This is a genomic window from Coralliovum pocilloporae (assembly GCF_030845175.1).
Lineage (GTDB): Bacteria > Pseudomonadota > Alphaproteobacteria > Rhizobiales > Cohaesibacteraceae > Coralliovum > Coralliovum pocilloporae.
Map to the genome: position 1 here is coordinate 2086051 of NZ_CP132542.1, position 20357 is coordinate 2106407.

General features: G+C 54.9%; 17 protein-coding genes and 1 pseudogene. 9 read left to right on the forward strand and 9 right to left on the reverse strand.

Going from position 1 to position 20357, the window contains the following annotated elements; all coding sequences use genetic code 11:
- Nucleotides 1-10: 10 nt before the first annotated feature.
- On the reverse strand, nt 11-175 hold the full coding sequence (locus RA157_RS09700) for a hypothetical protein (protein WP_350332920.1): 165 nt from the start codon (nt 173-175) through the stop codon (nt 11-13).
- Nucleotides 176-202: 27 nt separating this feature from the next.
- On the opposite strand from RA157_RS09700, the gene RA157_RS09705 reads away from it, so the two are divergent.
- From RA157_RS09705 to fosX, 3 genes and pseudogenes are all read left to right on the forward strand, one after another.
- Nucleotides 203-1432 carry an MFS transporter gene (locus RA157_RS09705; RefSeq protein WP_350332921.1) on the forward strand — a complete coding sequence of 410 codons (1230 nt, stop codon included), beginning with the start codon at nt 203-205 and terminating at the stop codon, nt 1430-1432.
- Between the two features lie 1255 nt (nt 1433-2687).
- A pseudogene (locus RA157_RS17700) lies at nt 2688-3086 on the forward strand (cell wall hydrolase); the annotation flags it as partial.
- A gap of 29 nt (nt 3087-3115) precedes the next feature.
- Entirely contained in the window at nt 3116-3523 is a 408-nt protein-coding gene (gene fosX / locus RA157_RS09715) for a FosX/FosE/FosI family fosfomycin resistance hydrolase (RefSeq protein WP_350332923.1), read from the forward strand.
- 165 nt (nt 3524-3688) lie between these two features.
- Here fosX and RA157_RS09720 read toward each other — a convergent pair whose 3' ends face one another.
- The 4 genes from RA157_RS09720 to nirJ all read right to left on the reverse strand — a co-directional run bounded on the left by RA157_RS09720 (nt 3689) and on the right by nirJ (nt 7989).
- Nucleotides 3689-4402 (reverse strand): Crp/Fnr family transcriptional regulator, encoded by a 714-nt coding sequence (locus RA157_RS09720; protein ID WP_350332924.1) that lies wholly within the window; start codon nt 4400-4402, stop codon nt 3689-3691.
- Nucleotides 4403-4510: 108 nt separating this feature from the next.
- Nucleotides 4511-5293, reverse strand: coding sequence for a sirohydrochlorin chelatase (locus RA157_RS09725; protein WP_350332925.1), 783 nt, complete (start codon nt 5291-5293; stop codon nt 4511-4513).
- Nucleotides 5250-6788, reverse strand: coding sequence for a cytochrome D1 domain-containing protein (locus tag RA157_RS09730; protein ID WP_350332926.1), 1539 nt, complete (start codon nt 6786-6788; stop codon nt 5250-5252). Before RA157_RS09730 ends, RA157_RS09725 begins: the two co-directional genes overlap by 44 nt.
- Nucleotides 6775-7989, reverse strand: a complete 1215-nt coding sequence (gene nirJ, locus RA157_RS09735; RefSeq protein WP_350332927.1) for a heme d1 biosynthesis radical SAM protein NirJ — start codon at nt 7987-7989, stop codon at nt 6775-6777. Before nirJ ends, RA157_RS09730 begins: the two co-directional genes overlap by 14 nt.
- Before the next feature lie 448 nt (nt 7990-8437).
- Here nirJ and RA157_RS09740 point away from each other — a divergent pair, with 448 nt between their 5' ends.
- From RA157_RS09740 to RA157_RS09765, 6 genes are all read left to right on the forward strand, one after another.
- On the forward strand, nt 8438-10117 hold the full coding sequence (locus RA157_RS09740; RefSeq protein WP_350332928.1) for a BCCT family transporter: 1680 nt from the start codon (nt 8438-8440) through the stop codon (nt 10115-10117).
- Between the two features lie 330 nt (nt 10118-10447).
- Nucleotides 10448-10900: a c-type cytochrome gene (locus tag RA157_RS09745; protein WP_350332929.1), complete on the forward strand. Its 453-nt coding sequence runs from the start codon at nt 10448-10450 to the stop codon at nt 10898-10900.
- Between the two features lie 15 nt (nt 10901-10915).
- Nucleotides 10916-12262, forward strand: a complete 1347-nt coding sequence (locus RA157_RS09750) for a cbb3-type cytochrome c oxidase subunit I (protein WP_350332930.1) — start codon at nt 10916-10918, stop codon at nt 12260-12262.
- 265 nt (nt 12263-12527) lie between these two features.
- Nucleotides 12528-14165 (forward strand): cytochrome D1 domain-containing protein, encoded by a 1638-nt coding sequence (locus RA157_RS09755; RefSeq protein WP_350332931.1) that lies wholly within the window; start codon nt 12528-12530, stop codon nt 14163-14165.
- 76 nt (nt 14166-14241) lie between these two features.
- Complete coding sequence (locus RA157_RS09760; protein ID WP_350332932.1) at nt 14242-16038, forward strand: NapC/NirT family cytochrome c; 1797 nt, start codon at nt 14242-14244, stop codon at nt 16036-16038.
- Nucleotides 16039-16041: 3 nt separating this feature from the next.
- Nucleotides 16042-16578 carry a cupredoxin domain-containing protein gene (locus RA157_RS09765; RefSeq protein ID WP_350332933.1) on the forward strand — a complete coding sequence of 179 codons (537 nt, stop codon included), beginning with the start codon at nt 16042-16044 and terminating at the stop codon, nt 16576-16578.
- A 79-nt stretch (nt 16579-16657) separates the two neighbouring features.
- On the opposite strand, the gene RA157_RS09770 is transcribed toward RA157_RS09765, so the two are convergent.
- The 4 genes from RA157_RS09770 to ahbB (RA157_RS09785) form a co-directional block, all read right to left on the reverse strand.
- A complete protein-coding gene (locus RA157_RS09770) occupies nt 16658-18139 on the reverse strand; it encodes a methyl-accepting chemotaxis protein (protein ID WP_350332934.1) in 1482 nt (493 codons plus the stop codon).
- Nucleotides 18140-18404: 265 nt separating this feature from the next.
- On the reverse strand, nt 18405-18896 hold the full coding sequence (ahbB, locus tag RA157_RS09775; protein WP_350332935.1) for a siroheme decarboxylase subunit beta: 492 nt from the start codon (nt 18894-18896) through the stop codon (nt 18405-18407).
- Nucleotides 18893-19357, reverse strand: a complete 465-nt coding sequence (locus tag RA157_RS09780; RefSeq protein ID WP_350332936.1) for an AsnC family transcriptional regulator — start codon at nt 19355-19357, stop codon at nt 18893-18895. The genes ahbB (RA157_RS09775) and RA157_RS09780 overlap by 4 nt, the downstream gene beginning before the upstream one ends.
- On the reverse strand, nt 19354-20355 hold the full coding sequence (ahbB, locus tag RA157_RS09785) for a siroheme decarboxylase subunit beta (protein WP_350332937.1): 1002 nt from the start codon (nt 20353-20355) through the stop codon (nt 19354-19356). The genes RA157_RS09780 and ahbB (RA157_RS09785) overlap by 4 nt, the downstream gene beginning before the upstream one ends.
- Nucleotides 20356-20357: the final 2 nt, after the last annotated feature.

Below are 20357 nucleotides of genomic sequence, written 5' to 3' on the forward strand. Positions count from 1 at the left end.
AGTCAGCCAGTTACGAGTCACCGTTAATATAGGCATTCACTCTCTTCTTGACCAGCCATAATTTAACCGGCTGATCAGCGGCAAGATGCATCTCATCATCATGATTGATGAATGGTGTCACAATCTCTGACTTTTCGGATCTGGCAACCGCAGTTATCGTGATCAGATAGATCATTCGGATCGCCTGAAGGAGAGAAGCAGAATGACAGCACACGCCCAGACCGGACAGCCCTTCTGGCGACTGCCCGTTGTCATTATTGTCTGCGGATGTCTGATCGGGATGATCGGCTTCGGTGCCCGATCCACAATGGGCTTCTTCCTTGTTCCGATGACCGAAACCTATGGTTGGTCGCGTGAGGCATTCTCAACGGCGATTGCAGTCCAGAATCTGATCTGGGGCATGGCGCAACCCTTTGTCGGCATGCTGGCAGACAGATACGGCACGGCCCGTGTGTTGTCTGGTGGCGCTGTTCTTTATGGTCTTGGCATGGTCGCCATGGCCTATACGACAAATCCGTTGATGTTGCAGTTCACGGCAGGCGGATTGCTGGGGTTTGGCATTGCCGGTTCCGCCTTCTTCCTTGTTCTTGCTGCGTTTGCTCGGCTTCTGCCTGAACATTTGCGATCTCTCGCTTTCGGATTGGGCACCGCTGCGGGCTCCTTCGGGCAGTTTCTCTATGCGCCGCTTGGCCAGGCCTTCATCGGGGCTTATGGCTGGCAGACTACGCTCATTCTGATGGGGGCCAGCGCTTTTCTGATCCCCGTGCTGACGCTGGTGCTGAAAGGCAAACCACAGGCGGCGACCGGGCCGGGACATGTTGATCAGACCGTCAGACAGGCACTGGCTGAAGCCTTCGGGCACGGCAGCTATTGGTGGCTGATTGCGGGCTTTTTCGTCTGCGGCTTCCATGTGGCCTTCATCACTGTTCATCTGCCGCCTTACATCAATGACCTGGGTCTGCCGCCGCATATTGGTGGGTGGGCCATCGGCCTGATCGGACTGTTCAATGTGATTGGTGCCATCGGTTCAGGAGCCTTGAGTGGCGCTTATTCGAAGCGCTGGGTGCTGTCATCGATCTATTTCGGCCGGGTGATTGTCATCACTGTCTTTGTGCTGACGCCACCCAGTGTGGCTAGCGTGCTTATTTTTTCCGGAGCAATGGGTATTCTCTGGTTGTCGACCATTCCGCCAACCCAGGGGCTTGTCGCGGTGATGTTCGGAACGCGTTATATGGCCATGCTGTTTGGCTTTGTGTTCTTCTCCCATCAGGTCGGGTCATTCCTGGGTATCTGGCTGGGAGGTCTTCTGCGCGATATCACAGGCTCTTATGATATTTTCTGGTGGATTTCCGTTGCCCTCGGTGTCTTCTCGGGCCTGGCGCATATGCCAATCCGGGAAGAGGCCGTCCCTCGTCCGGCACCCGCTTCCTGAGTAGGGGCCACGATGGTATTCGTACAGGCCTCTCGCAAATTGCGTGACATATGTGCGAATGCCCTGAAATAGTCTCAGAAGTCCCGAATCTGCGACAAACTTAAGCCGTCCTTGTCCATTTCTTTCGCCTTTAACGCGTTCTGTTAACGGCTTCGCAAGGTTAATGAGACAAAAACAGAGTCTATGGACGGCTGAAATGCTGCCTTTCCGGTTGTGGAAAGAGGCCATTCAGCCCTTGAAACTTTCTGTAGAGAGTATGGCCAAAGGGCCCCGATCCAATCGATGCCCGGCTGGTTACTGGTGGTTGAGTATGCGTAGAGTAAAAACCGGAACCCCGTCTCGGGGCCAGCGTCTTCTGAGACATACCACGTCCCATCTCCTCGGCGCCGTCGCCTTTCTGGCCATGACAGACACTGTGGCCTATCAGGATATTGCCGCCCTGATCCTGAGCGAAGGTCGATCAGGACTGTATCTGGCAGCCGCTCCGGAGGGCTCGACCCATTCCGCTACTCTCAGTTTCGGCAATCGTCCGACAGATGTGGATACCGCTGGTCTGATTGTTGGTTCCATTGACAAACAGCGCGCGGTTTCGGTTCCATTGCCTACGATGCCGAAAACGGTAAGTGGTCACGATGTGGGCCATGAGGGCACCGTTGCCAATCGCAGCACCAAGGGCGATTTCCTGATGACGGATGTCATTCGCCGCAAGCGCGCTGTTGAAGAGCAGAAGAAGCTGCGTCAGGACACATCTGTTTTCCATCTGGCGAGCCTGTTTGCTCCGACAGAAGAGGATCTTCTGCCGCGCCAGCAGTTTACGCCACTGGTCTGGGCGGGTCGTACGGATACCCGTCTCGCCAAGGTTGACCCTGTGCCTCGCGACCCGGTTGATATTCCGGCTGCTGAAGTGACAGAAGTGGCTTATGCGCCGGATCACATCAAGGAACTTGAGAAGCCGTTTGATGCGGTGCTGGCAGCCCCTGATCCGGAAGCCAACGAGAAACAGGCTCCTGTTACAAAGACGGAAGAGCCTGCCGTTACAGAAACCGCAAAGGTTGAGCCAAAGGCGGAACTTGCGCCGCCCGTCCCGACCAAGCGTCCAGAGGCACCGGCCCGCCGGACCGTAAAGCGTGGCACCAAGCCGAATGAAAAGGTCGTCTCCGCGTCGTTCTTTTCCAACACACCGAAGCGTCTGCCAAAAGGTGAACATGCCTGGCTGCTGAATAAGCTGCCCAAGAATTCCTACACCAAGCGTCAGCGTGACTGTCTGGCTGAAGCGATCTATTTCGAGGCGCGCAGTGAATCGGAAAAAGGTCAGATTGCGGTCGCCCAGGTGGTTATCAACCGGGTGAAGAACCCGACCTATCCGAATTCCATCTGTAAGGTGGTCTACCAGAACCAGAAATGGCGCAACCGCTGTCAGTTCTCTTTTGCCTGTGACGGAATTCCTGAGCGTATCCGTTCCAAGAAGGCCTGGAAAACCGCGTTGCGTCTGGCAGATGACGTGATTTCCGGAAAATCTTATCTGAAGGATATCGGATCAGCGACCCATTATCACGCGACTTATGTGAAGCCGCGCTGGCGCAAAAAAATGCGCAATCGTAAGCGGATCGGAACTCACATTTTCTATCGTACCCGCAAGGGTGGCTGGAGCTGATCACCGTTCGGCTTCCGAGGTGATGTCTTATGATTGAAGGCCTCAGCCATATGACCTTTATTGTCAGCGATCTCGACCGCATGGAAGAGATTCTGACCCGGGTTCTGGGTGCCCGTAAGGTCTATGACAGTGGTGATGCGACCTTCTCCCTCTCAAAAGAGCGGTTCTTCGATGTGGCAGGTCTGTGGATTGCTACCATGGAAGGGGAACCACTTCCCTCACGAACCTATAATCATATCGCCTTCAAGATCAGCGATGATGCCTATGATGACAGGCTGCAGGAGATAAAGGCCCTGGGGCTTGAGGTCAGGGAAGGGCGTTCCCGCGTGGATGGTGAAGGACGATCAATCTACTTCTATGACCATGACAATCACATGTTTGAGCTGCATACGGGCACGCTGGATGAGCGGTTGAGACGATACGCAGAGGGTAATTAGAGCCTATCCACTCTATGTTGGTTCACTTGACCAGCTTTCCTTGCCCGCTGAGCGGCGTTGAGCAGTCTTTATGATCAACCAGATCACCACAGACTGCTCGCCTTGTCAGCAAACAAGGAAAGCTGGTCAAGTGAACCAACATAGAGTGGATGTGCTCTAGATCGGTCAGCGTCCCTGATGCATGACAACGGACCGTTCCTGCTCAATGAAATCACGCAGGATATCGATGTCGGAGATTGAGGCTTTGTTCTGCTGGATGCGGACACCATAGGACTTCAGCTTCTGGAAGGCCCGTGACAGACTTTCGGGCTTCATACCGAGACGACCGGCAATCAGTGCTTTGTCATAAGGCAGGATCAGCGTGCAGTCGCCGTCATCGACGGAGGTAAGGCTGACCAGGAATTCCGCCACCCTCTGTGCGCCCGTATGGGCTTTCAAGGCTTCAATCTGACAGACCAGCTCGTGCAGATGCTTCGACGTTGACGCCAGCATGGTCAAGCCGATCTGCGGATTGGAGGCGATGGTCTGGGACAAGTGGGCTGCTGAGATCCGGATAATCCGGCATTCCGTCACAGCTTCGCTGGTTGCGGGAAATACCCCGCCGGAAAACGCTGCGGCCTCTGCAAAGCTCTGACCACGGGTGAAAACACCGACAACCGCCTCCTCGCCGGACGACGTCATCCTGTAGACCTTGATCCAGCCATCCAGCACGATGAAGAATGCATCTGCCGCATCCCCCTGCATAAAGATGGTCTCGCCGCGCTCGTAGACCCGGATGTGGGAACCGCGCAGAAGCTGATCGCGCGCATCGTCGCTCAATCCCTGAATAATTGGAATTTCGCGCAAGGCTCGCATGTCGATTTTGTCGGCAGTATGCATGGCATCCTCTCCTGTGAGGCGCAATCATACAGAATTGCTGTCTTGTCGGATTTGATCTGGCGCAAATTGCCGCAGTACAGATGGACTACGAAAAAAAGCGTACGGATCTCATTGAATGGATGACGCGATCAGTTGAGCGGCCTGTACAGAGTTGCCGACAATCCCGGTGACGCAGGAATGCTCAGGCAGAGCCTTGAGCGCTGCTGCTATATCCTCAATCCCGTGCGCTCCTTCACCAGCAAAGAGTGGTACCACAACAGTCGGGCGGTGCAGGGTCTCTATGGCCGGTTCCAGAAAGGGAGGCTCAGAGATATAGGCGCATCGGACCGCGGGGAATGTCCCCAGTGCCTGCAGCCGGGCTGCCAGGGCCTCTGTGCAGTCTTTCGGGCGTGGACCTGATGTGGAGCCGTGAGCGGCTATCAGAACATCCAGCGCTGACAGGTCCCTGTTCCCGGCTGCATCCCGCACAAGTGATGTGATGAGATCGGGGAGCATGTCAGACAGGCCAAACGGCTTCAGGATCTTGAAGCGCCGCTTCAGGGCACTGCAGCGGGTTTGCGACAGGCCGAGGCGTCGGGGCAGAACGGTGCGTACAAAATAGCCGTCACTCAGGAAATACGGATAGACCAGTATCCGCTCATTCCGCATCCGGCTCAGAACGTCTTCCAGACTTTGCTCGCCGTTCAGCACCGCGCTGCAGACAGTCAGTTCCGGCAGGGCCAGGGAAACCGCCTCGGTAAGCTGGGCAAGGCCATCATTGTTGCCCTTGCCACCCCGTTCTCCGTGGGCCACGATCAGCAGGCCTGTTTCCGGCTCCGAATGCTTGCGGAACAGACCTGCAGCGACCTTAGTGGCTGGTGCCTTCGGAAAATGTAATCTTGTTCCAGACATTGTATTTCCCGGACGGTTTGCTCATGGGGATACGCTTTACTTCTTCGAAGGTTTCCGCGTTATAGATCACAATCGCCCCGTCATTTTCCCAGATGGAGAGGATGGCGTGACTGCCGTCCCGGTCAAACTCGATATGGGCGGCGGTCTTGCCTGGAGCGGGCTTCAGTGTCCTGACGATCTCAAGCGTCTGCTTGTCGATAATGTGCATCAGATCCTTGTTGGGACCGAAGAACACGTCTGTCCAGGCATAGCGGGATTTCTCGTGACTGCGCATGAAGAAGCCAGGGCCCTTGGTGGGAATGGTCTTGACCACAGACCAGTCCTTCATGTCGATCACACTGATCTTGCTGTCGCGCAGATGCGGCGTGGCCATGACCGTTTTGCCCTGCCAGTTCCAGCTTATGCCTGATCCCAGATGAGGCAGGCCTGACAGAGCCAGATCACTGATCTTGCGCCCGATGACCAGATCCACAACCTGGCCATTCTTGGCATTGCGTGCAGCCCCCATCAGAAACTCATATTTCTGATCGAAGAAGAAATCGTCCAGGTAATCGTCCAGTTTGATCCGGCGTACCGGGAACGGATCGGTCTGCTCCGGTGGGCCTTCATCCCTGTAATCATGGACAAAGCCGTAAAATGGCGGGTCTTCTCCATAAAAGACTTCCCAGACCTCTGGAATGTCTTTCAGGGCCATGATGAAACTGTTGCGGGGAGGGGCCTGATAAACGGCACTCACCCGTGAGGTCTTACCGTCAGAACCCTTAATATCGATAATCTTCTCAACGCTAAGGTCATCAGCACTGAGGATAACCAGTGTGTGCGGCAGATAGTTGGCCAGCGCGATGTGCTTGTTGTCAGACGACAGTGCAATATTGCGCGAGTTCAGTGCCCCGCGTACACGACCGACTTCCTGCATGGACCAGATGTCATATTTCATCACCCAGCCATCGCGGGACATGAAGAAGACATAGCGGCCATCAGAGGTGAATTTCGGCCCGCCATGGACAGCAAATGGTGTCGGGAAGCGGGTCAACCGTTCGAAACTATCCCCGTCCAAAAGCGAGGCGTGATGATCGCCCGTCTCCACCACAATGAACAGATTCATCGGATCAGACGAGAATTGCGGCTTGTCCGCCGGAACATAATCCGGGTTGAGTTCAAGGGATGCTGCGATTTCCTCCGCACCCCATGGCGGGATGGCATCGAGCGGTGTCTTGACCAGATCGGCAAGAGCCTTGATTTCGTCTTCGGTCAGGCTGTCGCTGAAAACAGGCATCTGGGTTGCTGGTCGACCATCACGGATGGCCTCCATAATCGCGTCCCCCTTCAGTCGCTTCAGGGTCTGGGGGATAAGCGCCGGGCCTGTTCCACCCAGTCGGGTTTCCGCGTGGCAGGACGCACAATTCTCCTGAAACAGAAGATTTGCGTCCGGGGCAGCTGAAAGAGGGGCGGTTGTGACCCCCAGCAGCATGGCTGCCAGCTTAAGCGTAGACATGTTTCGCTTCATGACGCGCTCCTCTGAAAGGTTTGAGGGTGACCCGGTCGCCGACGGGCGTGTGCAGGCCGATTTCCTCGTCACTGAGATAGCAGGACGGATCTTCCGCCCACGGATCACCGGTGAGCTGCAGGGCCCGGACGCGGGTATTGCCACCGCAAATGCTGAAATGCTGACAGGCACCGCAGCGCCCTTTGATGGCGCGTGGCTTCTGCTTCAGCCCGGCCATGATCGGGTCGGACAAATCGCTCCAGATTTCAGAGAACTTGCGGTCCTTCACATTGCCCAGCGTGTAATGCCACCAGAAGGAATCTGGATGCACATTCCCGAGATTATCGATGTTGCCGATATTCACGCCCGAGGCATTTCCGCCCCAGCGGAGCAGCAGTTGCTCAAGATGATCGGCCTTTTCAGGCATGCGCTCCCTGACCCATTGCAGTAGAAAAACGCCATCTGCATCGTTGTTGCCGGTGACATATTCGCGGCTGAGGCCAGCCTGAACATCAGCCCAGGCGCGCTCGAACAGTTTGACCATGGCATCGCGAGTGATCCTGTGACGGGCATCGTCACCACGGTTCTTGTTACCGCGCCCAGCATAGACCAGATGAGACAGGTAGACCTTGTCGAGTTGTTCCCTGTCACAGAGAGCCAGATAGTCGTCCAGCGTGTCGGCATTGTCTTCTGTGAGTGTAAAACGCAGGCCGACTTTGACGGACCGGTCCCGCAGATGCCTGACCGCTTCAAGAGATTTGTCAAAGGCCCCGCGCACACCACGGAAGGCATCGTGAACAGCACCGATGCCGTCGAGGCTGATACCCACATAATCATAGCCAACCTCTGCAATGCGGTCAGCCATGGCCCCGTCAATCAGGGTGCCGTTGGTGGAGAGAGCCGTATAGAAGCGGAGGTTTTTGGCATGAGCTGAAAGCTCCAGCATATCCGGCCTCATCAAGGGCTCACCACCTGAGAAGATGATGACCGGCACCCGGAATGCCTTGAGGTCGTCAATGACATTGAGAGCCTGCTCCGTGCTGAGTTCTCCCGGAAAGTCAACGTCGCCGGATGTGGTGTAGCAGTGCTTGCATTTGAGATTGCAGCGGCGAATGAGATTCCAGATGACCACCGGCCCTGGTGGCTGGCGATGTGGCCCGAGCGGCTTGGGGTCAGCGATTTCTTTCAGGTAGTGTGTGAGGCGAAACACGGTATGCCCTCCAGGCCTGACGAAGACCTGCCGTTGCGAAATTTGGTGAGGGAAAACGCGCCCGGCAGGTTTGCGCTATCTGTCTTGTTCCAAACATGCGGTAAGAGACGTGGGCTCGCCTTGATCACGGTCAAGCCGGATATGGTTGCTTTGAGAAGGGCCTGTAACGTCGGTTGGCAAAGAAACTGGTGTTAAATGCAGTACATTTGCAGCCATAGTGAGGTTGGGTTCTGGTGGAATCGTGAGCCTAACAGTCGATCCAATTCAATACATCAAACTATACAATCGTGGTTACTGATTGAAACCGATTAAATCGATTAAAAAACTCTAACCTAGTGCTTAGTACTTTAGGCGAATGCGAGGTAACCTCGCGGAGGGGAACTAGGATAATTTTATCCGTTCTTTTGGGAGGCCGTGTGTGGAGCACGGACGTAATTGGGAGAGCAGAATGTCAATAAAACCTCCATTGTCGGATCTGCCGATTAAAACTGCTGACAGCGGTTTTTATCGGGGATTCAGCGTAAATGTGGCCGTTGTCAGTAAGATTATAATCAGCGCGCTGGTGGTGTGGTGTATCGTATGGCCCACCCAGGCGGGGCGTGTTCTGGGGGATTGGAACGCCTCGATTCTATCGCATTTTGCTGCCTGGTATATTTGGGTCGTTGCTGCCTTTGTCATTGTCTGTCTTGGTCTCGCCGCCTGGCCGACCGCTGGTCGCATGAAGCTGGGCGCGGCAACAGATAAACCTGAATTTTCCAACTTCTCCTGGTTCTCAATGATGTTTGGGGCCGGTATTGGGGTCGGTATGTTGACCTGGGCGGTTGCAGAGCCGGTAGCCCATTTCAAGAATAATCCGTCGGTTATTCAGGGCGTGACGACTGCTCTCGCGGAGGACAATGTCCGCACGGCTTACGTCTGGTCATTCCTGCACTGGGGTGCCGGTGCATGGGCCTGTTATGCGATTATCGGTCTTGCTCTTGCGTTTTTCGCTTATCGCCGGGGGTTGCCGCTGACAATCCGCTCCGCATTGACACCTATTTTCGGAAAGAGCCTGTCCGGTACTGTTGGGCATATTATCGATATTGTGGCTGTGGTTGCGACTATTCTTGGTGTGGCTCAGACATTGGGTTTCGGCGTTGAACAGTTCGTTGCTGGCCTGAACCGTATTGGTATCGGTGGTCTTATGGCCGAAGATGGCAGTGCCACGTTCCTCGGTATTATTGTTGCGCTGCTTGTGATTATGGGCGCATCGACCCTGTCCGCCTTGTCGGGTGTCGGAAAAGGCATCAAATGGCTGTCTAACATCAATATGGTGCTGTCGATTGTCCTGCTTGGCTTCTTTATCATCTTTGGTGCCACCTGGTTTGGCGCAACGGCTCTGATTGTTGGAATCTGGGATTACGTCCTGGCCCTGCCTTATCTCAGCTTCAACGTCTACCGCTCGGATGGTGTGGAAGGTTCTGAAGCGTTCCTGTTGGCTCAATGGCAAGGATGGTGGCCGGTCTTTTACTGGGCCTGGTGGATTGCCTTTGCTCCTTTTGTGGGTCTGTTCCTGGCGCGTATTTCCAAAGGAAGAACCATTCGTGAGTTTGTGCTTGGCGCAATGATCGTCCCTGGACTGATGTGTATGATCTGGTTCTCATGGGCTGGCGGTACCGCGATCGACCTTGAATTGAACGGTACAGCCAATGGCCTGATCCTGAATGCAGCCAATGGTGACAAGATTTTCGCCATGACTGAATTCATGCTGGCTCCGATTGCTGAAGTGTTGGCCTGGGCCATGGCGGTTCTGATCGTGGTGCTGCTGCTCACCTTCCTGGTGACCTCAGCTGACTCGGCCGTTCTGATTGTCAACACGATTAACGCAGCTGGTGATGAGGGGCCGAAGGCTCGCCCGCATATCCTGTTCTGGGGCAGTGCTCTGGCCCTTGTTGTGGGCGGTCTGCTGATCTCTGGCGGAACAGGGGCGATTCAGACTGCAATGGTCATTGGCGCGCTGCCGTTCTCCATTGTGATGGCGCTGATATGCATTGCCCTGATCAAGGCAATCTACAACGACGGTCGTCGGGAGGCCGCTGGCGTAGCCACTACGATTGACCCTGAAACATCAACGATGCCCGCTGAATAGGGGCGTTTAACAGGAGGCTGATTCTATCAGTCTAGAGGGACACGGAGTTCCTCGTTGCTATTCTTCTGGTCTGGTGGCACTCCGCGATCACCAGGTCTGAAGCGGACCCACCCGGGCATTGAATTGTCCGGGTGGGACTTTGCTGTGGACGTTTCTGCAGAACGTAGTTCCTTGAAAGATCAATTCATTTTCTTGCTGAAGCGTTTATTGGCCGACGTTGCTATTTCATTGAAAAGTATAGTGATTCAAAGCCGTTGACTTTGGTCAAGGGTGAATCATCTGTGATCGCTAGGCTCAGGGTCGGGAAACAATCCTCGACTGGAGGGCTTTATGAGCGACATGATGACGAAGTCGAGAGCCCGCAATATCTTTTATGGCGGATCTCTCTTCTTCTTTGCAATTTTTCTGGCATTGACCGTGCATAGTCATCTCTATGTGGTCAATACTTCGACAGACAGCGCCGGGCTGACAGAGTCCGTCGCCAACGGCAAGCATGTTTGGGAAAAACATGCCTGCATCAACTGCCACACCATTCTGGGTGAAGGCGCCTATTTCGCCCCTGAACTGGGCAATGTCTGGGTCCGTTATGGCGGCCCTGATGATGCCGAAGGCGCGCGGGAAGCCCTCAAGGCCTGGATGAAGGCACAGCCAACCGGCATTGAAGGCCGTCGGCAGATGCCGAACTTCAATCTCAGCGAAAAAGAGCTGGATGATCTGGTCAATTTCTTTGAATGGGTCAGCCGCATCGACACCCAGGGCTGGCCGCCCAATGAAGCGGGTTAAGGAGGGAGTCACACCATGAAATATCAAAGTCAAAAAGTGGCATTTGCCTATTTTGCAGTGGCACTGATCCTGTTTGCTTCCCAGGTTCTGTTCGGCGTGGTCGCAGGCTATGTCTATGTGGTTCCGAATTTCCTGTCGGAACTGCTGCCTTTCAACATTATCCGCATGGTTCACACTAACTCGCTGGTTGTTTGGCTGTTGCTGGGCTTCTTTGGGGCTGCCTACTTCCTGATACCGGAAGAGGCTGAACGGGAGCTTCATTCACCGAAACTGGCCTATCTGCAGCTCATCATTCTGGTGATCGGTGCAGGCGGGGCCGTGGTCGGATATCTGTTCCGCATTCATGAAGGTCGTGAATTCCTCGAGCAGCCGCTCTGGGTCAAGCTCGGCATTGTGGTTGCGGCGCTTATCTTCCTCTACAACGTCTCCATGACCGTGCTGAAGGGCCGCAAGACGGCAATCACAAACGTCCTGCTGCTTGGTCTCTGGGGTATTGCCCTGTTCTTCCTCTTTGCGCTCTACAATCCATCCAACCTGGCGTTGGACAAGATGTACTGGTGGTATGTGGTCCATCTCTGGGTGGAAGGTGTCTGGGAGCTTGTGATGGCATCCATCCTCGCCTTCATGATGCTGAAACTGACGGGTGTTGACCGCGAGGTGGTGGACAAATGGCTCTATGCCATCGTGGCCCTGGCCCTGTTCTCGGGCGTACTGGGTACCGGTCACCATTACTACTGGATTGGCACGCCGGGCTACTGGCAGTGGATCGGTTCCATCTTCTCCACCCTTGAAGTGGCTCCATTCTTCGCCATGGTGGTCTTCACCTTCGTCATGGTCTGGAAAGGCCGCCGGGAGCACCCGAACAAGGCTGCGCTTCTCTGGGCGCTAGGCTGTTCAACCCTGGCTTTCTTCGGCGCAGGCGTCTGGGGCTTTCTGCACACTCTGTCATCGGTCAACTACCTGACCCATGGCACGCAGATCACGGCAGCCCATGGTCACCTGGCTTTCTTCGGTGCCTATGTGGCCCTGAACCTGGCCATCATCAGCTATGCCATGCCATTGCTGCGCCAGCGTGAGCCCTACAATCAGGTGCTGAACATGGTCAGCTTCTGGATGATGGCCGGTGGTATGTCCTTCATGACCTTCACCCTGACCTTTGCCGGTGTCATTCAGACACATCTGCAGCGGGTCCTTGGTGAGAACTATATGGACGTACAGGATCAGCTGGCCTTCTTCTACTGGCTGCGGCTTGGCTCCGGTGTGGTTGTGGTTCTTGGTGCGGTTCTGTTCATCTACGCGATGTTCGTACCACGCAAGGAAATCCTGACCCGCCCGGTCGCGGATACTCAGCCGGCAGAATAGGACCTGACAATACAAACTGAACGTGAAAGGGGCAGAGAGATCTGCCCCTTTTTCTTTGGCATAACTGATTCCAATGGTGCTTGAATCAATAATTATTCGTATTTGCCCTTACGTAAAAACCAGAATTCCTGTTCTTTGCAGCAATGATCTTGTGATGAATCGTCTTATCTTCACGGTTTCGTCAGAATGACTTGATCTTGGACAAGGAGCTCTTTCCTGTCTGACTTACGGTTCTTGTACTTCTTGGGAAATAGGAGTCGCGAGAATGTCCAAAACATTGAAGAGAAGTTTGATTAGCGCTGGCGCAGCACTTCTGCTGTCTGGCGTCGCAACAGGGGTGATGGCGCAGGATGCTGCTGTGCCAGAGCTGTCAAAGGAAGCTTATGAAAGCTCCAAGACACTGTACTTCCAGCGCTGTGCTGGCTGTCATGGTGTTCTGAGAAAAGGCGCGACCGGCAAGAGTCTTCTGCCGGAGGAAACCCGCAAGCTGGGTCAGGAACGCCTTGAGCGGATCATTACGCTGGGTACCGAAGGCGGTATGAACAACTTTGATGACGTGCTCACCGAGCAGGAAATCAAGGACATGGCCACCTACATCCAGCTGGAGGCACCAAAGCCACCTGAAATGTCCCTGGCTCTGATGAAAGAGCGCCGCAAGATCTATGTGGAAGAGAAGGATTACCCAACCGCGCCGTTGCATGACCGCAATTGGGAAAACTTCTTCATCGTCATCGAACGTGACGCCGGTAAGGTGGCCATTGTTGACGGCGACAAGCACGAGATCATTGCCCACCTTGACACGGGTTATGCTGTTCACGTGATCAAGGGCACCGAGCATGCCGAAATGGAAGGTGCTGCGAAGGATCCGGGCCGCTTCTGGTACACGATGGGTCGTGACGGCAAGCTGACCAAAATCGATCTCTGGCAGACACCGGACAAGATGCGTGTTGCCGAAGTCCAGGTCGCCTATGACGCCCGTGACGTGGCCGTCTCCAATGATGGCAAGTACATCATCGGCGGTGCTTACTGGCCTCCACACTTCGTGATCGTTGATGCTGAATCCATGGAGCCGAAGAAAGTGGTTTCCACACGTGGTGTGAACGTCAACGGTGATTATGTGGAAGAATCCCGTGTGGCTGCTGTTTACACAGTGCCGGATGAGAATTCCATGCTCGTTTCCCTGAAAGAGCTTGGCCAGATGTGGCAGGTGGATCTGAACGATATCGATAACCTTCGTATCGAGCAGATGGATACATCCCGCTTCCTGCATGACGGGTTCTTTGACCCGACCGGTCGTTACTTCCAGATTGCGGCGAACGCCTCCAACCAGATGGTTGTTGTGGATGCCAAGACCCGCAAGCATGAAGCCACCATTGATGTTGGCAAACTGCCGCATCCGGGCCCTGGCGCGAACTGGATCGATCCGAAATGCGGACCGGTTGGCGGCACGACCCACCTTGGTGAAGGCACGGTCACTGTCTGGGGCAACGACCCTGCAGGTCATCCGGATCAGGCCTGGAAGGTCTGCTACACGGTTGAAACCGACGGTCCTGGCCTGTTCATCCGGACACATCCGAAGAGCAAGTATGTCTGGGCTGACCAGACCAAGCATCCGGAGCCGGAAGTTCAGCAGTCTATCCAGGTTATCTCCAAGGAAACCGGTGAAATCGTGAAAACCATGCAGCTGACCGACAAGGAAGGCTACGCAGTGGTTCACTCCGAATTCAACGCCGATGGCACGGAAGTCTGGGTCTCCATCTGGAACCGTTCCACCAGCCTTGAGCCGAATGGTGAGATTGTTGTGTTTGACGCGGAAACTCTTGAAGAGAAAACCCGCATCAAGGGCTTCTTCGCGCCGACCGGTAAGTTCAACGTCTACAACCGTGTCCATCACGTGACATAGGGACGTCTGGCAATAACAGGGGAGGCGGATCTGATCCGCCTCCCGTCTTTGTCTCAGGATACAAGGTGCTGGCACAATGGGCGATCAGGCAAAACCAGGTTGGTGGGCGCGGTGGCGAAAGGTCATTCTGTTCGGCACACCACTATCTGCTGCTCTTATTTTCTTCTCCGCAGGGATTGTCTTCTGGGGTGGTTTCAACACCGCCATGGAAGCCACCAATACCCTGCCATTCTGTATTTCCTGCCATGAGATGGAAAACACCGTCTATCAGGAGTACAAGACCACAATCCACTATCAGAACCGTACAGGCGTGCGCGCCACCTGCTCTGACTGTCACGTGCCGGACCCCTGGGTGCACAAGATGGTGCGCAAGGTCCAGGCTTCGCGTGAGCTCTACGGCAAGGTGGTTGGAACCATCGACACACCGGAGAAGTTCGAGGCCAAACGGCTGGAACTGGCAAAGCGGGTCTGGAAGACCATGAAGGCGACCGACTCCCGTGAATGCCGTAACTGTCACACGCTTGAATCCATGGCGCCGGAATATCAGCGCCCGCGCGCCCGGAAGCAGCATCTGAATGCCATTAAAACCGGCCAGACCTGTATCGATTGCCATAAGGGCATTGCCCATAACAGTCCACGCCATCTGCTGACGGAAGAAGAGCTGGAAGAGCTTGAAAAACCGGATATGGCCTTCGCCCGGGATATCCCCGAAACCTTCCTGGCCAGCCTGAAGAAGATCGAGACGCTTGAAGCGGAAGCTGCGGCGAAAGCCGAAGCCGATGCCAAAGCGGCCCAGGATGCCGTCAAGGCTCGCATCGCTGCAGCTGTTGCAAAGCGTGAAGAGGAAGTTCGCGCCGAGCTGGCCGGAACCGTCGATACCTCCTCTGGTGCAGGTGCAAGCGGTGGTGCAGACGCTCTGGCTCCTGTGGACTGGGATAGTGTGGATAGCAAGAACATCACGCTGTTCTATCCCGGGCAGGCCTCGTTTGAATGGGTCCAGACCGGCAAGGATCATGGCGGAGCACGTCCGTTCACCAAGGCTGGTGACCGTTGCTCGACCTGCCATGCCAAGGAAGTCAAGGATATGGGGGCAAAGATTGTCTCCGGCTCCAAGGCTGAAGAAACGCCCATTCCCGGCAAGCCTGGCCATGTGGACATGACGGTCCAGGCCACCCATGATGCGGACAATCTCTATCTCCGCTTCCAGTGGCAGCAAAGCGCTCACGCGCCCGTACCCTTCATCGATGGTGGCAAGCTTGATCCGGCCAACGAGACCAAGATTGCCGTGATGATTGCCGGCAAAGATATCAAATATGCCGAACAGGCCGGGTGTTGGGTGACCTGTCACCATGACTCCCGTTACATGCCGCACGCGCCGAAAGACGATCAGTTGAAGGCTGTCGATTTTGGTGATCGGGTGGATGTCTCTGACGGTATCCGGAAATATCTGGCCCAGTCCCGGACCAAGGTTGAAGTCAAGGGGCGTCGTGGCAAGATCCGTGGTGGCTGGGACAAGCTGCGTGACAAGGCCGAGATCGATGAGGCCAGGGCTGCCGGTCAGTTTATGGATCTGCTCCGCTATCGCTCAGGTGAAACTGCGGAGAACGGTTCAATCCAGGAAGACCGGATCATGGCCGACGGTGTGGCTCTTGAAGCCGCGGGCACGCTCGACGGTGATATCTGGACCGTGGTCATGAAACGACCGCTGAAAACCGGCGAAGCAGGTGATGTGGACCTTGAAGCGGGCCAGCAATATGTGGTTGGGTTTGCGATCCATGATGACTATGCATCAGCCCGTTTCCACCATGTGTCTCTGGAATTCACGCTTGGTCTTGACGACCCGTCAGCCGAGATCAACGTCCAGGGTCAGTAAGACATGAAAAATTACCGCCCGGTCCAGGCACCACCTGGCCGGGTGGTTCTGCTTGAACCAACTGAAGACAGGGAGACTGCAATGAACAGGGCAATCATCTTATCGGCACTTGGTTTGGTGGCGGGTCTGGCCTGGGGCATGTCGCAGGCATCTGCGTCTGATCTTGTGGAAGGGTTTCTGGAAAAGAAAGACCCCGCAAAAATAGAAAAAATCTGCGCCAAGGCTGAGAAACGCTATCAAAAGATTTTCGGCAAGCCGAGCGAGGACGAGGATGCAACAGTTATCCTCATGTACAAATACACGTTCTGCCCGGAGCGGGTTTCGGTGCCGCAGGGCACTTTGGTTCGCTGGGTCAATGTGGATAAGCGCACCAGCCACAGCACCTGGTTGAAAGAGGCCGGGCAGCCGGAATCAGAGCGGATTTTCCCGGAAGAGATTGTTGAAATCCCGTTCGACATGCCGCCGGGTGACTATCCCTATCTGTGCGGGCCTCATTGGGAGGCAGACGGGATGGTCGGGATTGTCACAGTGACCCCTTGAGACATGGAGAGACAAAAGGCCGCCTGACAGGTGGCCTTTGATGTTTGCTGCATTCCGTTGAAGCAGGAGATCCTGCCGGTCAGACGAGCCCTTGTGAGGCCTGCTTGATGTCTGCCGTGCCGGACATGATGGTCTCAGTCGCAGTGGCAATGTCATTCATGTTGTTTGTAATCGTAGTGACACCATCCGAGGCAGACTGCATATTGGCCGAGATATCCCGGGTAACCGCAGACTGTTCTTCAATGGCCGCTGAGATTCCGGTCGAGATCTCGTTGATGTCCTGAATGATCTTGGCAATGTCATCAATTGCAGACACGGCATTGTCTGTTGATGTCTGGATATCTCCGGTATGATTGCCGATGGTCTCAGTCGCCTTGGAGGTCTGGCTGGCCAGTTCTTTGACTTCTGTAGCGACAACCGCAAAGCCCTTGCCCGCTTCGCCAGCACGCGCGGCCTCGATTGTCGCGTTGAGGGCCAGTAGATTGGTTTTTTCTGCAATATCGGAGATCAGGCTGACCACATCGCCGATCTGATTGGCAGCCGTAGAGAGGCTGGAGATGATCTGTCCGGTTCTCTCAGCCTGGTCCACAGCTTCATTGGAAATACCAAGCGCTTTTGAGACCTGACGGTTGATTTCTTCCACGGACGCGGCAAGTTCTTCAGCGCCGGATGCAACAGCCTGCACAGTGTTGGATGTTTCGCCAGCCGCTGCTGCGGATGACGTTGCACCATTGCTGGCCTGAGCAACAAGATCGGAAATGGTATCGAGATCAGCATCAATCTTGCGCTGTGTCTCTGCCTTGCGTATCCGTTCCTGTACCTGAGCTGTGATGTCGCTGGCGAACTTGACAACCTTGAACGGCTTACCGTTCCAGTCGAAGATCGGATTATAGGATGCCTGAATCCAGATTTCCTTGCCGCCTTTGCCAAAACGTTTGTATTCGGCCGCCTGGAACTCACCCCGGGCCAGCTTTGCCCAGAATTCCCTGTATGACGGGCTTTCGCATTCCTCAGGGTCTACGAACATCCGGTGATGCTTGCCCTGGATTTCTTCGAGAGAATAACCAACCGCACCGAGGAAGTTGGCATTGGCCGTCTGGATTATTCCGTCAAGGTCAAACTCGATCACCGCCTGCGACTTGTGAATGGCGTCAAGCTGCCCGGCAGAATTCGCCTGGTCAAGTTTTTGGTCGGTGATATCAGATGCGAGTTTGATGACGCGTGAGACAGAACCGTTTGCGCCCATGATTGGATTGTAGGATCCATGCAGCCAGAGTTCTTCACCCGATTTCTTTTGCCGCTTGAATTCGCCACTGAAGAATTCACCGCGTGCAAGGCGACCCCAGAAGGCCTGATAATCTGCAGTCTGGCGCACGTCATCGGGGACGAAAATGCTGTGATGCTTGCCTTTGATCTCGTCCAGCCTGTAGCCCATCGTCTTGAGCAGGTTTTCATTTGCCTCAAGAATAGTCCCGTCCGGCTTGAATTCAATAATTGCCTGGGAGCGATGAAGTGCACCAAGGCGCGCGGTATCAAGACTGCGAAGTAAATTGAGAGGCATCTGTAAATCCTGTAGGCTGAATTTGTCTCCATAGAAATATTTATGTAATTCGTTTAAGTATTTCCTAACATGATACCTTCTTCTGCGGCCTATTAACTTATACGTAGTTATTAGTTGTAGGTATGGCGACTTTTGAATGAGAAAGGTCGTATTAATTAGAGGTTGAACATCTTTTGAACAGGTTTTTTATGTTCAAAAGGTGGCTTTGGTCTAATTTAATTTCGAGTAATTTGTAAGGTTCAAATGAGTTGCGGAGCGTAAAGCATCAAATATTGCCCTGTGTTAATCTGAATCCGGTTTTCTTCAGAATGCTCTTTGAGAACAAGACGTCATGCTGATGAACAACATCGCCCAGTTCCTGTGCGATCAGAGAGACCTGTTTCATCACGTCATCCCGATTCGCACCATGGACCATGGCAAACAGGTTATAGGGCCAGTCCGGCATATGGCGCGGGCGTCTGTAGCAATGGCTCACATAGGGCAGAGCGCCTATCACTTCGCCCAACCGGTCGACCGCCTCATCATCTATATCCCAGACAGACATGCCATTGGCTGTCATGCCCAGGGCATAGTGATTGGGAACCGCCGCGACCCGGCGGATGATGCCTTCCTCCTGCATCGAACGAACACGGGCAAGGACATCATTTTCAGTCATGCCTGTCTGGTCTGCAACCACCTGCCAGGGACGCGAGCAGCGCGGCAGCCCGGCCTGAAGGGCAGCAATCAGTTTCCGGTCCTGTTCGGAGAGAGAGGTCATACGGCTACCTTCAGTCTGATAAAGAACTCGCGCTCCTTGGGGAACAGCAGAACCGGATATCCGGTCTTCCTTTCAATCCTGTCTGCAACAGACTGGATCTGATTCCGGGTTTCGGTCGCGAGGACAAACCACATATTCAGTTGATGGTCGCGTTCGTAATTGTGTGCCACCTCGTCAAAGCTGTTGACGATTTCAACCACTGACTGGAAGGCATCTTCCGGCAGGGCCATGGCGCAGAGGCAGAATGCTCCACCCAGTTTCTCCACATCGAACATGGGTCCGAAGCGGGTCAGCGCCCGCTCGTCCACCAGGCGTTCCAGGCGCTCCAGCAGCAGGGTTTCAGTGATGCCGAGTTCTTCAGCCACGGCGGCATAGGGCTCTGCCACCAGAGGCAGGCCATCCTGCAGCCGGTTCACCAGCGTGCGGTCCAGATCATCAAGGAGCACCTGCTGATGTCTCATTCTGCCGCCTCCCGGTAAACCGGTGTCAGCGTTGCGCCCCGCTGCTTGAAGCAGCGTCGTGAAAACAGCACATCCCGGCCATTGAGCGCATCACCAGCGACTTCTGCCAGCTCATCAAGCACAGCCAGCGCGTCTTCTCGTGCGCCAGCATGGACCATGCAATAAAGGTTATAGGGCCAGACGCCATTAACGCGGTTCCGCTCATAACAGAGTGTAACCTGCGGGTGGCAGGCAAACTGTGCTGCAACATCATTGATCCGGTCATCTGCAATATCCCAGACCGCCATGGCGTTGGATCGGAAACCGAACCGACGGTGATGAAGAACCGTGCCAAACCGGCGAATGATGCCATGCTCTGACAAGCACTGAAGGCGAGCCAGAATGTCCTCTTCGTCGCGCCCGAGTTCCGCGGCAATCTGGTGGAACGGTTCTGCTACAAGCGGCAGGCCGTTTTCGAGATGTTGCAGAAGAGGGCGGTCATCGGCCTGAAGGCAGGAGAGATTCGCTTGTCCCGGACGGGGAGCCTTGGGGGCCGAACGCTTGTCCGTCAGTGAAAAGCCGAGATCAAGGTGATACGCCCTCTGAAGCCGGAAGGCATAGACCGGCAGGCCGGTCTTCTGCTCAATCCGTTGAAGCGTTGCATCCACTGCATCCCGATCGGCGCCCGTGACAACGAACCAGAGATTCAGTGTGTTTTCCCGTTCGTAATTGTGATTGACGCCGGGCTCCTCGTTGACCAGTTCCGCGACCAGCTCCAGATAGCCGTCCATCACGGACATGGCAGCCAGAGTGCTGGCACCGATTGTGTTGGGAGCCAGAATGGTTCCGATCCGGCTCAGCAGGCCGTCCGCTTCCGCCTGGATATAGGTGTTGAGGACATCTTGCTCGGGCAGGTCATGGCGCACCGCGATATGGGTGAAGGGGCGTGATATCAGCGGAAAGCCGTGCTGCCAGTCGTTCAGGAGGGCCAGTTCATGCGTGTTGAGATGCTCTGCCATGG

Excerpts from the sequence above, each read along its gene's own strand:
- RA157_RS09700 (WP_350332920.1), bottom strand. The coding sequence starts at position 175 with ATGATCTATCTGATCACGATAACTGCGGTTGCCAGATCCGAAAAGTCA.
- fosX (WP_350332923.1), top strand. The coding sequence starts at position 3,116 with ATGATTGAAGGCCTCAGCCATATGACCTTTATTGTCAGCGATCTCGAC.
- RA157_RS09760 (WP_350332932.1), top strand. The coding sequence starts at position 14,242 with ATGGGCGATCAGGCAAAACCAGGTTGGTGGGCGCGGTGGCGAAAGGTC.
- RA157_RS09780 (WP_350332936.1), bottom strand. The coding sequence starts at position 19,357 with ATGAGACATCAGCAGGTGCTCCTTGATGATCTGGACCGCACGCTGGTG.
- RA157_RS09740 (WP_350332928.1), top strand. The coding sequence starts at position 8,438 with ATGTCAATAAAACCTCCATTGTCGGATCTGCCGATTAAAACTGCTGAC.
- RA157_RS09750 (WP_350332930.1), top strand. The coding sequence starts at position 10,916 with ATGAAATATCAAAGTCAAAAAGTGGCATTTGCCTATTTTGCAGTGGCA.
- RA157_RS09765 (WP_350332933.1), top strand. The coding sequence starts at position 16,042 with ATGAAAAATTACCGCCCGGTCCAGGCACCACCTGGCCGGGTGGTTCTG.
- RA157_RS09705 (WP_350332921.1), top strand. The coding sequence starts at position 203 with ATGACAGCACACGCCCAGACCGGACAGCCCTTCTGGCGACTGCCCGTT.
- ahbB (WP_350332935.1), bottom strand. The coding sequence starts at position 18,896 with ATGACCTCTCTCTCCGAACAGGACCGGAAACTGATTGCTGCCCTTCAG.
- RA157_RS09755 (WP_350332931.1), top strand. The coding sequence starts at position 12,528 with ATGTCCAAAACATTGAAGAGAAGTTTGATTAGCGCTGGCGCAGCACTT.
- RA157_RS09725 (WP_350332925.1), bottom strand. The coding sequence starts at position 5,293 with ATGTCTGGAACAAGATTACATTTTCCGAAGGCACCAGCCACTAAGGTC.
- ahbB (WP_350332937.1), bottom strand. The coding sequence starts at position 20,355 with ATGGCAGAGCATCTCAACACGCATGAACTGGCCCTCCTGAACGACTGG.
- RA157_RS09720 (WP_350332924.1), bottom strand. The coding sequence starts at position 4,402 with ATGCATACTGCCGACAAAATCGACATGCGAGCCTTGCGCGAAATTCCA.
- RA157_RS09770 (WP_350332934.1), bottom strand. The coding sequence starts at position 18,139 with ATGCCTCTCAATTTACTTCGCAGTCTTGATACCGCGCGCCTTGGTGCA.
- RA157_RS09745 (WP_350332929.1), top strand. The coding sequence starts at position 10,448 with ATGAGCGACATGATGACGAAGTCGAGAGCCCGCAATATCTTTTATGGC.
- RA157_RS09730 (WP_350332926.1), bottom strand. The coding sequence starts at position 6,788 with ATGTCTACGCTTAAGCTGGCAGCCATGCTGCTGGGGGTCACAACCGCC.